Annotated in this window: 11 protein-coding genes; 8 read left to right on the top strand and 3 right to left on the bottom strand. The window is 68.6% G+C overall.

Annotation, left to right across the window (positions count from 1 at the left end; all coding sequences use genetic code 11):
- Positions 1-359 precede the first annotated feature (359 nt).
- Positions 360-1169: a hypothetical protein gene (locus tag BJY14_RS40165; RefSeq protein ID WP_179848370.1), complete on the top strand. Its 810-nt coding sequence runs from the start codon at positions 360-362 to the stop codon at positions 1167-1169.
- Positions 1170-1318: 149 nt separating this feature from the next.
- Here BJY14_RS40165 and BJY14_RS40160 read toward each other — a convergent pair whose 3' ends face one another.
- On the bottom strand, positions 1319-2164 hold the full coding sequence (locus tag BJY14_RS40160; protein WP_179848369.1) for a hypothetical protein: 846 nt from the start codon (positions 2162-2164) through the stop codon (positions 1319-1321).
- Between the two features lie 62 nt (positions 2165-2226).
- Here BJY14_RS40160 and BJY14_RS40155 point away from each other — a divergent pair, with 62 nt between their 5' ends.
- The 6 genes from BJY14_RS40155 to BJY14_RS44695 all read left to right on the top strand — a co-directional run bounded on the left by BJY14_RS40155 (position 2227) and on the right by BJY14_RS44695 (position 8974).
- The gene (locus BJY14_RS40155) at positions 2227-3165 is read left to right on the top strand and encodes an aldo/keto reductase (protein WP_179848368.1); all 939 of its coding nucleotides are present in this window, start codon (positions 2227-2229) and stop codon (positions 3163-3165) included.
- Positions 3166-3234: 69 nt separating this feature from the next.
- Positions 3235-4137, top strand: coding sequence for a serine/threonine-protein kinase (locus tag BJY14_RS40150; RefSeq protein ID WP_179849936.1), 903 nt, complete (start codon positions 3235-3237; stop codon positions 4135-4137).
- A 452-nt stretch (positions 4138-4589) separates the two neighbouring features.
- The gene (locus BJY14_RS40145) at positions 4590-5873 is read left to right on the top strand and encodes a citrate synthase (protein ID WP_179848367.1); all 1284 of its coding nucleotides are present in this window, start codon (positions 4590-4592) and stop codon (positions 5871-5873) included.
- Between the two features lie 147 nt (positions 5874-6020).
- Positions 6021-7244, top strand: a complete 1224-nt coding sequence (locus tag BJY14_RS40140; RefSeq protein ID WP_179848366.1) for a cytochrome P450 — start codon at positions 6021-6023, stop codon at positions 7242-7244.
- A 45-nt stretch (positions 7245-7289) separates the two neighbouring features.
- Entirely contained in the window at positions 7290-8312 is a 1023-nt protein-coding gene (locus tag BJY14_RS40135) for a hypothetical protein (RefSeq protein ID WP_312879672.1), read from the top strand.
- Positions 8313-8323: 11 nt separating this feature from the next.
- Positions 8324-8974: a nucleoside triphosphate pyrophosphohydrolase gene (locus tag BJY14_RS44695; RefSeq protein WP_218905810.1), complete on the top strand. Its 651-nt coding sequence runs from the start codon at positions 8324-8326 to the stop codon at positions 8972-8974.
- Positions 8975-9606: 632 nt separating this feature from the next.
- Here BJY14_RS44695 and bioB read toward each other — a convergent pair.
- Positions 9607-10758, bottom strand: coding sequence for a biotin synthase BioB (gene bioB, locus BJY14_RS40125; RefSeq protein WP_179848365.1), 1152 nt, complete (start codon positions 10756-10758; stop codon positions 9607-9609).
- A gap of 75 nt (positions 10759-10833) precedes the next feature.
- Positions 10834-11019 carry a hypothetical protein gene (locus tag BJY14_RS40120; protein WP_218905809.1) on the bottom strand — a complete coding sequence of 62 codons (186 nt, stop codon included), beginning with the start codon at positions 11017-11019 and terminating at the stop codon, positions 10834-10836.
- 1386 nt (positions 11020-12405) lie between these two features.
- Here BJY14_RS40120 and BJY14_RS40115 point away from each other — a divergent pair.
- Complete coding sequence (locus BJY14_RS40115) at positions 12406-13089, top strand: alpha/beta fold hydrolase (protein ID WP_179848363.1); 684 nt, start codon at positions 12406-12408, stop codon at positions 13087-13089.
- Positions 13090-13094 lie beyond the last annotated feature (5 nt).

Raw genomic sequence — 13094 nt, 5'->3', positions numbered from 1 at the left:
TGGGGTGTACGGCCATGGCCGGAGCCATCAGTATCGGCGCGGCGGCTCCGTCCAACGCGGCCGCCGGAACCGATCCGGAACCGAGCAATCACGTCCCGCCCGCCTGTCGCCACGCTGTCGGTGACCGGTACACCGCGCATAAATGCAAGGAGGCATGGGTGGCGATGTACGAGAGGTCTCGGAGACGTTCGGGACGCGGCCGAGATTTTCCTCGCTGGAGCGACCGGCGCGACCGGAGGCCCAAGAAGGAACACAAGGTTCCATCGCCGCATCCGCTTCAGGACCCGGCACCCCGTCCAGCCACGCCGCGTCGGCCGAGAAGCGCGCCACCGTCTCCCAGCCCCTCCCAGAGCACCCCCTTGCGCACATCCGCGGCGCCCACCCCGGTACGAGCACGCGAGCAGGCCGACGAACTCGAATCACGTCCTTCCTCGCTGCAGCCGGTCCTGCTTCTCGGCCTACTACTTCCCGCCGCAGCGGCGATGTGCTACCCGTTCCGGCATCGCATCTACACCGCCGCCGCCGGCCTGGCCCCCGCCCCCGCCCCCGCGCCCAACGCTCAAGCCCCGCAGCCCGCACGATTCACCTACCGACCCGTACTCGACCCGTTCGTGACGCACGCCGCGGGCCTCAAAGGTCCGGGCGCCATGTCCACCGCGCGCGTGCTGGCGCTGACCGCGCTCGACGTGCACGGTGACGACTCGCTGGTCGTCGTTCCTCGGCCCGACGCCATCACCCTCTTCGGGCTGGCCGAGGACGAACTTCTCGACGACGCCCCGGCAGGGCTCTTCATCCCGGGGAATCTCGACGCGGCGCTCGCCTACCTGGAGACCGAGCTCTCCATCCGCGAGAAGGAAGGCACCACGCACGGACGTCGTCTCCTCCTGGTGGCCGACTGCGCTCAGGAGGCCAAGAGGATCACGGCCCTTCTCGCGCGTCACCCCGGCGCCGTGTTCGCCGTCCTGCTCGGCCAGTGGACGGGCGACCAGGCCACGATCGACGACGAGGGCCGAGTCGAGGCGCCTCCCGCCGTGGCGTCCAACTTCCCTTCGCATCTTCCGGCGATGTCCCGGACGGAAGCTCGTGACCGTCTTCTGAAGGTTCTGGCCCGGCACAAGGACACCCAGAAGCCACCGCCCCGCCGCCGCTCGACCCCGCGGCGCAGTTAACGAGCACGCCCCTCCTCACGCGAACGTCCCGTTATTGGGATTGCGCCGGACGAACGCACACGGGAGCGCCTCCAGGCTCCAGCGGCGTCGTTGCAGTGCGTCCAACCTGTCCAGGCGACCCGCTGCGGCGGGGACCCCGCGGGTGGGTCCTAGGGCGTGAAGTGTTCTTGTCTCGCTATATCGGCTCTGATCGTGGTGAGGCTTCTCAGGGCGCGCCCCAAAGGTGCGGTTTCCGGGGGCTGGTCGGCGTCACGGTCCAGAAAGGCAGAGCAGCGCAGGATCCAGGCACGGACCACGTCTTCGACGCGGGTCTCGGACCGGCGCGTCCGGTCGAGGGCCAGGTTCCGTTGCTCCTCCTGTACGTGGCGGGTCAGGCGCTCGTCCGCGCTCAGTGCCTGGACTTCGGCAAGCGCGAAGCGGCCGAGCCTGTCCGTTGCCAGACCGCGTTCACCGGCGATCCGGTCGAAGGTTCTGCGCGGCCAGCCGAGGATGGTCGCCGCTCCGCCGGCGTCGACGGTGTCAGTGAGGGGTCCCTTTCTGGCGGTGACCACTCGGCGCACGGAGTCGGGATCGATCTGGTCCAGGTCGCGGAGCAGGTAGACCGGAAATCCGCGGAAGGTGCTGATGACGTCGAGGTCGCCTTGGGCCACCAGGACCTCGACGTCCCCGCGCTCGACGTCGAGGCCCACCCGGGACGCCAGCCGGGCGGCGGCCTTTGCCGAGCCGATCGGGGGCTCGTCACCGAACCTGGCGACGATCTCCTCACAGCGGCTGCGGGCCTCCTCGGCGAGAGCGGCGGACCACCGGTCCCCCTCGAGGTCGGGTTTCGGGAGCAGCCCGTGCTCCACGCCGAGGCGCAGCTGCCACCGGGCGAGACCGAGAAGGGTGGCGAGCTGGTGGGCACTGTGATCGGCGCGCGTCGTCTCAGGCATTGCCTGGCCTTTCTTGTCGTGTCGACGTGGACACGACTCAGCCTTGTGGGTGGATGCCGACACAACGGCTAGAACGTGGTTCTGTGGATAAGGGCATCCGGACATCTGCATGGAAGGCTGAGGGCATGGACGCGATACGTCGGCTCGGAGTCGGTCTTGCCGCGCTGGGGCGGCCGGCCTACATCAACGTGGGAAGCGCCGGGGAACTGCCGCCTGGACGGACCGTGGGGGCGATGCGAGAGGCGACCTGGAGCGTCCTCGACGCCGCCTACGCGACGGGCGTTCGATGGGTGGACACTGCGCGCTCCTACGGCCGGGCAGAGGAGTTCCTTGGGGGCTGGCTGGCAGCACGCGCTCCTGAAGGGGTCCGCGTGTCCAGCAAATGGGGCTACGCCTACGTCGGTGAGTGGAAAACCGATGCGAAGGTGCACGAGGTCAAGGAGCACAGCCTTGGCCGATTTCGGGCCCAGTATCAAGAGACGCGAAGTCTGTTGGGCGGGCACTTGGCCGTCTACCAGGTGCACTCGCTCACCGAGGAGAGTCCGCTTTTCCAGGACGTCCCCCTACAGGAGGCTCTGGCTCAGCTGAGCTCTGATGGTGTTCGCGTCGGGTTTTCGACTTCGGGGCCACGGCAGGCGGACACGATCAGGCGGGCCATGGGGTTGGAGGTGGCCGGACAGAGGCTGTTCAGCACGGTCCAGTCGACGTGGAACATCCTGGAGAGCTCTGCTGCGGACGCGCTGCGCGAGGCCCATGACAACGGTCTGCATGTGCTGCTCAAGGAGGTGCTGGCCAACGGCAGGCTCGCTGTGCAGCCGCCCCAGGGGGTGCAGAACCTCGCGTCCAAGCACGAGGTGGGGCCGGACGCTGTGGCCCTGGCGGCGGCACTCGGCAACCCCTGGGCCGACACCGTGCTCATCGGCGCGGTCAGCCCGGCCCAGTTTCAGGCCAACCTCGCGGCGACGGATGTGCTCCTCGACGAGGCCGACTTGCAGGAACTGGCTCAACTGAACGTCCCGGCGGAACGCTACTGGGCCGAACGGGGCGCGCTCTCCTGGACCTGAGCGGTCGGACGAACCCTCGTGCCGTGGCACGATTTGAGCACGCCCCACCATGATCGGATATCCGTGTCCATGCAGCCCGAACCTCCCCAGATGATCGGCCCGTACCGCGTGGTCGCCCGGCTCGGTTCCGGTGGCATGGGCGAGGTGTTCCTCGGGGCGTCACCCAGCAGGCGGCTCGTCGCCGTGAAGGTCATCCGACCGGAACTGCTGGACGATCCCAGGTGGAGGGAACGGTTCCGCCGCGAAGTCACCTCGGCGCGCTCCGTGAGCGGCTTCTACACGGCACCAGTCGTCGACGCCGATCCGGACGCCGCACAGCCCTGGCTGGCGACGCAGTACATCCGCGGCGTGAGTCTCTCCGAGGTGGTCCGGGAGAAGGGCCCGCTCCAGGAGCAGACGGCCTGCCGGCTGGGAGCCGGACTGGCGGAGGCGCTGATCGCGATCCACGGGGCGGGGATCGTCCACCGAGATCTGAAACCGTCCAACGTCCTGCTCGCCTCGGACGGGCCGCGGGTCATCGACTTCGGCATCGCCCGTCCTCTGGACGCGCTACCGCTCTCGCGCACGGAGATCTTGGGGACGCCCGCGTACATGTCGCCGGAACAGGCCCTCGGCGATCCCGTCGATCCGGAAAGTGACGTGTTCTCCCTCGGTTCGACCCTCGTCTTCGCGGCGACCGGCGCGGCACCGTTCGGCGGCGGGCACAAAGTTCGAGGACGGATCGTCTACGGCGAACCTGACCTCTCCCTCCTGCCGGACCCCATGTTGGGGCTCGTCACGCGCTGCCTGACGAAGGACCCAGGGGAACGTCCGACACCCGAACAGATCCTGGTCGCCCTGAGCACGCTGCTGGACGCGCATTACGGCGAGGAGTGGCCGCCCATGGACGTCGAGCAATTGATCGACGTCCAGGAACGAACACTGGTCGAGTTCACCGCAGAGCAGCCGACCTTGCATGAGCCACACCAGTAGGGACCTCGGCCCATATGACCACTAGGTCATGGAGTCGAGGGCTGAGATTCTTCTCACTTTCAAGGGGTTCAGCGGCACGGCGCAGCGCGGCCTCCGTGGCATCCTCTCCCGTCGCGCGAGATCATGAGGACGCTCCGCCGGCCGGTGAACGACCGTCGGGGCGGGTGGATTCTGGTCGATCGCTGCCCGACCGTCCAGCTTTCTGCCCAGGCCAGCCGGACCAGGCGTTCCGGGCCGACTCGTCCCATTCCGGTATACGGGCGAAAGGCTCGGGTCGCCGCGTCCGCGAGTACCGGCGGAGCGGGCAATGCGAGGGATGAAACGCCCGCGCGCCCGCCCTGCCGAACGGTCCGCCGTCAACGGGGACGGCCCGGATCAGCCCCTGTGATCACGTGGATACGATGAAACCGGAACGTCTACGCAGGTGTGGACGCAGTTGGGAGTGAGCGAGTATGTCGGATTTCGAGCTCGACCACGCGGGCGGCCGCATGCCTCTGGAGGTCAACGAGGCGACCGAGGGCCCCTCGGGGCTGGTCGTGGACAGCCTCCTCAAGGAGACGGGCCATGTCACGCTCGATCCGGGTTTCACCAACACGGCGTCCACCACGTCGGCCATCACCTACATCGACGGTGAGGCGGGAATCCTGCGCTACCGGGGCTACCCCATCGAGGAACTGGCGGAGAAATCGTCCTTCCTCGAAGTGGCCTACCTGCTGATCTACGGCGAGCTCCCCACGGCCGACCAGCTGAGCGCGTTCACCGACAGCGTGCGCCACCACACGCTGCTGGACGAGAAGTTCCGCGCGTTCTTCTCCGCCTTCCCGCGCCGCGCGCACCCGATGGCCGTCCTGTCGTCCGCGGTCAGCGCCCTGTCGACGTTCTACCAGGACAGCCTCGACCCCTTCGACCCGGAGCAGGTCGACCGGTCGAGCATCCGGCTCATCGCGAAGCTCCCGACCATCGCGGCCTACGCGTACAAGACGTCCAACGGCCAGCCGCTGCTCTACCCGGACAACTCCCTCGGGTACGTGGAGAACTTCCTGCGCATGATGTTCGGCCTGCCCACGCAGCCGTACGAGATCGACCCGGAGATCGCGCGCGTGCTGGACATGCTGTTCGTCCTGCACGCCGACCACGAGCAGAACTGCTCCACCTCCACCGTTCGGCTGGTGGGTTCCAGCCAGGCGAACCTGTTCTCCTCGGTGTCCGCGGGCGTCGACGCTCTGTTCGGCCCGCTGCACGGCGGCGCCAACCAGGCCGTCCTGGAGATGCTGGAGCGCATCCACGAGAACGGCGACAACATCGACTCTTTCGTCGAGCGCGTCAAGAAGAAGGAGCCGGGCGTCAAGCTCATGGGCTTCGGGCACCGCGTCTACCGCAACTACGACCCGCGCGCCGCCGTCGTGAAGAAGGCCACGGGCAAGGTCCTGGACGCGCTCGGCAAGTCCGACCCGCTTCTGGACCTGGCCATGCGCCTCGAAGAGGTCGCCCTCAGCGACGACTACTTCATCGAGCGCAAGCTGTACCCGAACGTGGACTTCTACACCGGCGTCATCTACAAGGCGATGGGGTTCCCGACGAACGCCTTCACCGTCCTGTTCGCCCTGGGCCGGCTGCCCGGCTGGATCGCCCAGTGGCGCGAGATGATGAACGACCCGGCCACGAAGATCGGTCGTCCGCGTCAGGTCTACGTGGGACCGGGCGAGCGCCACTTCGTGGAGCTTTCCGCCCGCTGACGGCGGGTTCCCGGGGTCCGGCCCCGGGACGGCGAGCGTACGTGTGCGACGGGCGGGGCCCCACCCCGCCCGTCGCATGATCATCTTTTGGGGCGCCGCCGGGTTAGCCTGTGGGCGACGACTCCCCAGCGGAAGGCGCTCCCACCCATGCCCTCCATCGCCGAGAGCAGCCTCGTCAGCCTGGACTTCTGGTCGAAGCCGCAGGACGAACGCGACGAAATGTTCGCCTCCCTACGAGCTGCGGACGGGCCGGTCTTCTGCCCCGTACCGGACGAACCCGGGTTCTACGCGATCACCCGCTACGAGGACGTCGCCGAGGCCAGCCGGAACCCCCAGGTGTTCAGCTCGCAACCCACCGCGGTCAGCCTGGTCGACCCGCCCCCTCAGGTCGCCCCCTACAGCGGCTCCATGATCAGCATCGACGACCCCCGGCACGCGCGGCTCCGCCGGATCGTCTCCCGCTCGTTCACGCCGCGTCTCGTCCAGCGGGTCACGGGGGACGTGACCGTCCTGGCCCGCCGCATCGTGGACGAGCTGACCGAACGCGGTCCGTGCGACTTCGTCGAGCACGTCGCCATGCCTATGCCCCTGCAAATCATCTGCTCGATGATGGGCATCCCGGAATCCGCGTACGGCGACGTCATCGACGCGACGAACGTCATCATCGCCATCGGCGACCCCGACTACGTCAGCCCTGACGGCGACGACAGGACGGTGGTCCTCACCGAGAAGTTCTCCCTCCTGCACGCGCTCATGGCCGACCTCAGCCGGCTGCGACGTGAAACCCCCGCCGACGACCTCGTCACCGCGCTGACGCATGCGAACGTCGACGGGGAGGCCCTCGACGACCTCGACCTGGCCCGCTTCTTCTCGCTGCTGGTGGTGGCGGGCAACGAGACGACGCGCAACGCGCTGTCGCACGCCCTGACCCTGCTCACCGACAACCCTGGGCAGCGAGACGTCCTGCTGGCAGACCTGGACGTCCGGCTCCCGGCCGCCGTGGAGGAGATCGTCCGCTACTCCACCCCGGTGACGTGGATGCGCCGCACGCTGACCCGCGACCACGAACTGGGCGGCCACCCCTACCGCGCCGGCGACCGGGTGATCCTCTACTACAACTCGGCGAACAGGGACGAGAGCGTCTTCGAGGACGCGCGCGCGTTCGACGTCATGCGCTCACCCAACCCCCACTTCGGTTTCGGAGCCCCCGGTCCGCACTTCTGCCTCGGCGCGCACCTGGCCCGCCGCGAGATCACGGTGCTGCTCCGCGAGCTGTACACGCGGCTGCCGACCCTGCACGCCACCGCGCCGTCCGTCCGCCAGCGAACGAGCTTCATCAACGGGATCAAGTCCCTGGCCTGCGCCTTCTGACACCCACCGGAGAGGCTTCTGCCGATCGCAGATCCCGTCCGTTCCGTGACGCAGGTCGCGGTTATCCACAGAACCATGTTCTCCTCAGCCCGCCCGGCGGCCTCCTCGATGCTGGACCTCGCACGCCAGTCCAACGGCCACGAGGAGGCTGCAATGCGCGTCACCATCACGGTCCCCGAAGAGACGACCGCCGATTTCGTCGTCGCGACCGACAGGAACCCCGGTGACCTGTCGGCGGCGATCCTCCGGAGGTTCTCCGGCTCCTTCGCGGCGGCGTTGTCGGAACGGCTCGGCTCCCCCCGGCTCTCACTCGCCTGCCACCCCGCCGCGAGCTCACCGTGGGACCTCTCCGAGCTCACCGGCTCCGACGCAGACGACACCGAGAGGCTCCGCCAGGCGACGCAGCACATCGGCATCACCTCAGTCCTGCCGGCCGGTGATCTTCCGTTAGGGCCTCACCTCGCCCGCGCCGCGGCGAAGGCGATCGCCGAATCGGTCTGCGGCGTGCTCGTCGACCCCATATCGGGCCAGGTCCTGCCCGTCATGCCCTTCGGAAGGTTCGACGAGTTCGCCCTCGCCGACGACTGGCTCGGCACCACCCTGCCGCCCTACAGGAACTCCGGCCGCTGCACCGCCGACGAGGACGACATCGACGGATGCACCTGCGTCTACCTCACGACCCGGGGTCTGTGCCGGTTCGGACTGCCCGAACTGCAGATCACCGGCGTCGCCTGCCCGCACGACCTGGCAGCACTCAACGTCCTGCGCACTGCTGCCCAGCGGCTGCTTCCACTGGGCAGGCACGCAGGAGAGCATGTTCTGCCAGCGGAACTGCTGCTGACGAGTGCCGACTTCTCCGCTTTCTGGGGCAACCGCGACCCGATGTGGGACGACGGCCCGCTCGCCGTACGCCTGATCGAAGTCACGCCTCACCGCCTGGCCATACGCCCGCCCACGGACTTTCCGGGCACGCTGAACGAATGGCTGTGGGACGAACTCCCACCCATCCTGCATGAACTGCTCAGCTGCGAACCAGACCACGCCTTGGCGAGCCACCCGAGTGGCTAACGTCGTCGGGCATGGAGAACGAGCAGGCACCGGGATCGCTCGCGAGGGCACTGGCGGACGTGGCGGCAGAACGCGAAGCCCAGGACCGGATGTGGGGCGTCCAGGAGTTCCCCGACGGGACCGGCCCGGGTTTCACCGCACAGGCAGAGGAGGCGAAGCAGGAATGTGCCGCGGCGTGGTCGCGTGGCGAGCTGACTTGGCGTCACATCCTCACCGAGGAGTTCTACGAGGCATTGGCCGAATCCGACCCGCGCAACCTCCGCAGCGAACTGATCCAGACGGCGGCGGTCGCCCTCAAGTGGGTCCAGTCCCTAGATCGACGGCACGGCGGGACCGTGCACCAGACCGGCGACGGACACCGATCCGAGAAGCTCGTCCGCGACCGGATCCCCGAAATCATCCGGGAGGCGGGAAGGGCCCCCGAGACACGGACCGCGGCCCCTGAAGAACAAGCGGCGCTGCTGCGCAACAAGCTCTACGAGGAGGCCGGCGAGTACAGCGCGACCGACGATCCCGCAGAGCTCGCCGACCTCCTGGAGGTACTGCACGCCCTCGCCGCGCTCCACGGCCTCACACCTGAGCAATTGGAGGAGCAGCGCGCCACCAAGGCGGCGGAACGAGGAGCCTTTACCAAGCGCCTCGTCCTCCGCCTCCCCCGCTAACCCCTCCGAGCGCAGCGAGGCCCCAGAACCCCGAGACGCAGCGCTCAAGGAATTCCTCAGCCACAACTCCCTATCCAACGAGGCCACCGCAGCAGCCACCGTCGGCCGTGATCGCGTCCCGCACCCAGGCGGCACCCGACCGGAGTGAGAACGACCACGCCCCCCGCCCACCATGCGCCCACCCCGGACGCGCACACCACGGCATCGACGGTGGCACTGGCCTCACAACTAACCCAGAGGAGATTGAGCTACCCCATGAATGGGCACGCCCCCAAAACCGCAGACGTGGAACCCCACGCACGTAAAGCACCACACCTGTGAAGACGCAGGCACCGCGGACGTGAGGGACCGCCCGCCCGTGAAGGCGCCGCAGGCATAACGACACCACACATAGAAACACCACACCGTCGAAGCGCCGCAGGCACGGAGACACCACACACGACCGCACCCGTCGATGCACCGCGGGCATGGGGACGCCGCGCACTTGAAGCGCCACACCCGTCAAAGCGCCGCAGGCTTGAAAGCATCAGGCCCCGGGTGTGCCGGGCTCGTGGAGGCCGCGGGCGCGGGGGGTGGGCACGGACGTGGGGTGAGGGTGGGCGGCGTTCTGGGGGCGCTGGGGGCTCTTGGGGTTAGGCGTTGGGGGGTAGGGGGGTGCCGGCTCCTCGGCGGCGTAGTGTCACCAGGTCGGTTCGGGCCGGCCCGGGAGGCTGTGGAGGGCGGGCGTCGCTGGTTTGCTCTCGTTCGGGTGCGTCATTGGGCGTGGAGGGCTTCGACCGCCTTCGGTGTTCGGGGAGTGTGGTGGTAGCCGTGTCCTCCACCTCGAAGCCCGCGTCGGCGATCATGTCGAGGTCCGCCTTGCCGGCCTGCCCCTCGCTGGTCAGATAGTCGCCCAGGAAGATCGAGTTGACCACGTGCAGCGCGAGGGGCTGCAGCGTTCGCAAATGGATCTCCCGCCCGCCGGCGAGACGCACCTCCACGTCCGGGCAGACGAAACGCACCATCGCCAGGATGCGCAGGCAGCGCTGCGGGGTGAGGGCCCATCTCTCGGCCATTGGCGTTCCCTCGAACGGGATCAAGAAGTTCACCGGGACCGAGTCCACGTCCAGGTCGCGCAGCGCGAAGACCACGTCCACCAGGTCCGCGTCGCTCTCCCCCATGCCGGCGATCAGCCCGGAGCAGGCCGAGAGTCCTGCCTCCTTGGTCTGCCGCACGGTGTCGACCCGGTCGCCGAACTCGTGGGTGGTGCAGATGTCCGCATACGCGGCTTCGGCGGTGTTCAGATTGTGGTTGTAGGCGTGGACTCCGGCCTCTTGTAGCCGCCCCGCCTGCGTGCCGGACAGCAGCCCGAGGCAGGCGCAGATCTCCACGTCCTCGTCGCGTTCCTTGATCGCGGCGATGATGCCGGCGACCCGTTCCACGTCCCGGTCGGTCGGGCCGCGCCCGCTGGCCACCAGGCATAGGCGTTTGGCACCACCGGCCACGCCCGCTTCCGCCGCCGCGGCCGCCTCCTCGGGCTTCAGCCAGGTGTAGGTGAGGACCTCCGCCTTCGACCCCAACCGCTGCGAGCAGTACGAGCAGTCCTCAGGACAGAGCCCCGACTTCAGATTGACCAGATAGTTCAGCTTGACCCGACGCCCGAACCAAGCACGGCGTACCTTGCCGGCGGCGGCCACCACGTCGAGCAACTCGTCATCGGAGGTTTCCAGTACCGCGAGCGCCTCGGCCCGGGACAGCGGCTCACGGCGCAACCCCTTGCCGACCAGAGTCTCCAGCAGGTCCATGGCGCCGATCATCGCCTCCTGCGCACGCCGCGCCAAGGCTCGCGCCGTACAAGAAGGACGATCAAGATCTGTCGATCACGGCAGCGCGAGGGGCACGCGGTCACCGCACGCCGAGATTACGTGCGAAAGCACGGTTAGGACGTCATGCATGTCGCAGCACTCCCCGGCGGCGGCCAGCTGCCACAGCCGCCGCCGCAGGGGTGCGGGCGCGGCGAGCAGGTAGACCAGCGCGAACACCAGCACCGACGCCACCTGGCCCACTGCCCGCGACCTGGCCGGACGGGAGGCTTCCATGCCCCCGGCGAGAGCCCGTGTCAATGGTTATCGCCGGCCTGCGCCACCGCGCGTGCCCGCCCGCCTGGCCACTCTGCAGCGGCGCGCTCAAAGCATGGGAGATCCGGAGCCGAGATCAACGCCGCAAAAGCCAGTGCCGATCGGCGCCGCCACGACGACCGCGCAGGCCATCGTCCTCGCACCATCTCAGGACGACGCGTCCCCACTTCTCAGCCCGGGCGGAAGCCAACGCCGCTTGGCGCCTCCAGACCGAGCCTGACCGTTCCCCTCGAAACCGTTCCCAGGTGAGGCAACCCTTGCTTCTCCACATTGCGGAAGCCAGCGTTGCTCAGCGCCCCCTGGGCGACCGCGCCCGGGCCGTCCTCATTGGGGCCATCGCAGGGCGACGCCCCCACCTCCCCGACATTCCGACGCCGCTCGGCGCCTCCTGGGCGGCCGCACCCGGCCTCCAACTCGGTAACCACCTCGGGACGACGCCCCGCTTCGCCATCGTGGCCGATGCCGCTCGGCGCCTTCTGAATGGCCGCGCCTGGGCGTTCTCTTTGGGGACTATCTCAAGGTGACGCGCTCCTGCACCCGGCGTCGCCAACGCCCCTCCTCCGAGACGACCGCGACCTGCCGACCCCTCGGGAACCCATCTCAAGGTGCCGCGTCTCTTGCACGCCCGCGTTACCGACGCTGCTTGGTGCCTGCAGGACGATCGCGCTCCGGTGCTGTGCTTAGGGACCATCTCAGGGCGACGCGTTTCCCGCTTCTCGCCGGTGCCGGTGTCGTTTGTTGCTTCCGAGCCGGGCCCCGCCGGTCTCCTTGAGGAGGGTCTCCGGTGCCGTGTCCCCTGGTTCTCCATTCTTGCGGAGGCTGGTGCTTGGCGCCTCTTGGCGATTGCGTCTGGGCGTCCTCGTTGGGGGCCCTCTTGGGTGACGTGGTTCCTGGTTGTTCTTGATTTGGGCGCCGGGTGTGCGGCTGTGGCTGTGGCGGGTGTGGGTTGGGGTTAGGGCCAGACCTGGTGGAGGGTCCAGGGGCCGGGTTTGTGGGGGGCGATTACCTCGGCGATCGCGGGGCCGTCCGGTGTCGCTACCTGGAGGCGGTAGAACCTCGCCTGGCCTGGGGCCTGCCATTCTTCCAGGACTCGGCGCACGTGGTAGCGGCCTCGGGGGCCGGTGATCTGGGAGGGGCGGCCCGTGGGCGTGGTCTCCGCCGAGACCGGTTCATCGATCAGCACGAGACGACAAGCTAGCCCGAACACTTGTTCGAAGCGAGCGACACGCCGGGATGGGTGCGTAGCTGGCTCCTGGCACGGGGACGGGAATGTCAGTGGGGCTCGCTAGTGTCGCGCTTCGGAGGACGATGAACATGGCGACATACACACTCATCCCGGGCGCGGGCGGACAGGCCTGGTTCTGGCATCGCCTGGTGCCTGAGCTGAAGGCGCGCGGGCATGACGTCGTGGCCGTGGAGCTTCCCGCAGGGGACGACTCTGCGGGCCTGTCGGAGTACGCCGACACGGTCGTCGAGGCGATCGGCGACCGGACGGACCTGATCCTGGTGGCGCAGTCGATGGGTGGTTTCACAGCACCCCTTGTCTGCGAGCGACTGCCGGTCGATCTGCTGGTGCTGCTCAACGCCATGGTCCCCTCGCCGGGCGAGACGGGCGGTGACTGGTGGGGGAACACCGGGCAGGCGAAGGCGATGTCCGACCAGGCCGTCCGCGAGGGACGGGTCCCGTCCGCGGAGTTCGACATCGAGGAGTGCTTCTTCCACGACGTGCCGGACGATGTGAAGGCCGTGGCGCTGTCGCAGGAGCCCGCGCAGTCCTCCACCCCGTTCGCGGAGCCTTGGCCGCTCCGCAAGTGGCCCAGCACACCGACCGTGTTTCTGCAGGGGCGCGACGACCGCCTCTTTCCGCTGGAGTTCCAGCGGAGGGTGGTGGGCGAACGGTTGGGGATTCCGGTGGAGGAGATGCCCGGCGGACACCTCGTCGCGCTGAGCCGGCCCCGGGAGCTGGCCGATCGCCTGGAGGCGATTCGCACGCGATGATGCGG

It is taken from the genome of Actinomadura luteofluorescens (assembly GCF_013409365.1).
GTDB lineage: Bacteria > Actinomycetota > Actinomycetes > Streptosporangiales > Streptosporangiaceae > Spirillospora > Spirillospora luteofluorescens.
Note: the sequence above shows the minus strand (reverse complement) of the source record. Positions and strands in the feature narration are given on the sequence as shown.

What these genes read in the sequence shown, in the direction of transcription:
- BJY14_RS40155 (WP_179848368.1), top strand. Translation starts at nt 2,227, where the DNA reads ATGGACGCGATACGTCGGCTCGGAGTCGGTCTTGCCGCGCTGGGGCGG.
- BJY14_RS40150 (WP_179849936.1), top strand. Translation starts at nt 3,235, where the DNA reads ATGCAGCCCGAACCTCCCCAGATGATCGGCCCGTACCGCGTGGTCGCC.
- BJY14_RS40145 (WP_179848367.1), top strand. Translation starts at nt 4,590, where the DNA reads ATGTCGGATTTCGAGCTCGACCACGCGGGCGGCCGCATGCCTCTGGAG.
- BJY14_RS40140 (WP_179848366.1), top strand. Translation starts at nt 6,021, where the DNA reads ATGCCCTCCATCGCCGAGAGCAGCCTCGTCAGCCTGGACTTCTGGTCG.
- BJY14_RS44695 (WP_218905810.1), top strand. Translation starts at nt 8,324, where the DNA reads ATGGAGAACGAGCAGGCACCGGGATCGCTCGCGAGGGCACTGGCGGAC.
- bioB (WP_179848365.1), bottom strand. Translation starts at nt 10,758, where the DNA reads ATGGACCTGCTGGAGACTCTGGTCGGCAAGGGGTTGCGCCGTGAGCCG.
- BJY14_RS40115 (WP_179848363.1), top strand. Translation starts at nt 12,406, where the DNA reads ATGGCGACATACACACTCATCCCGGGCGCGGGCGGACAGGCCTGGTTC.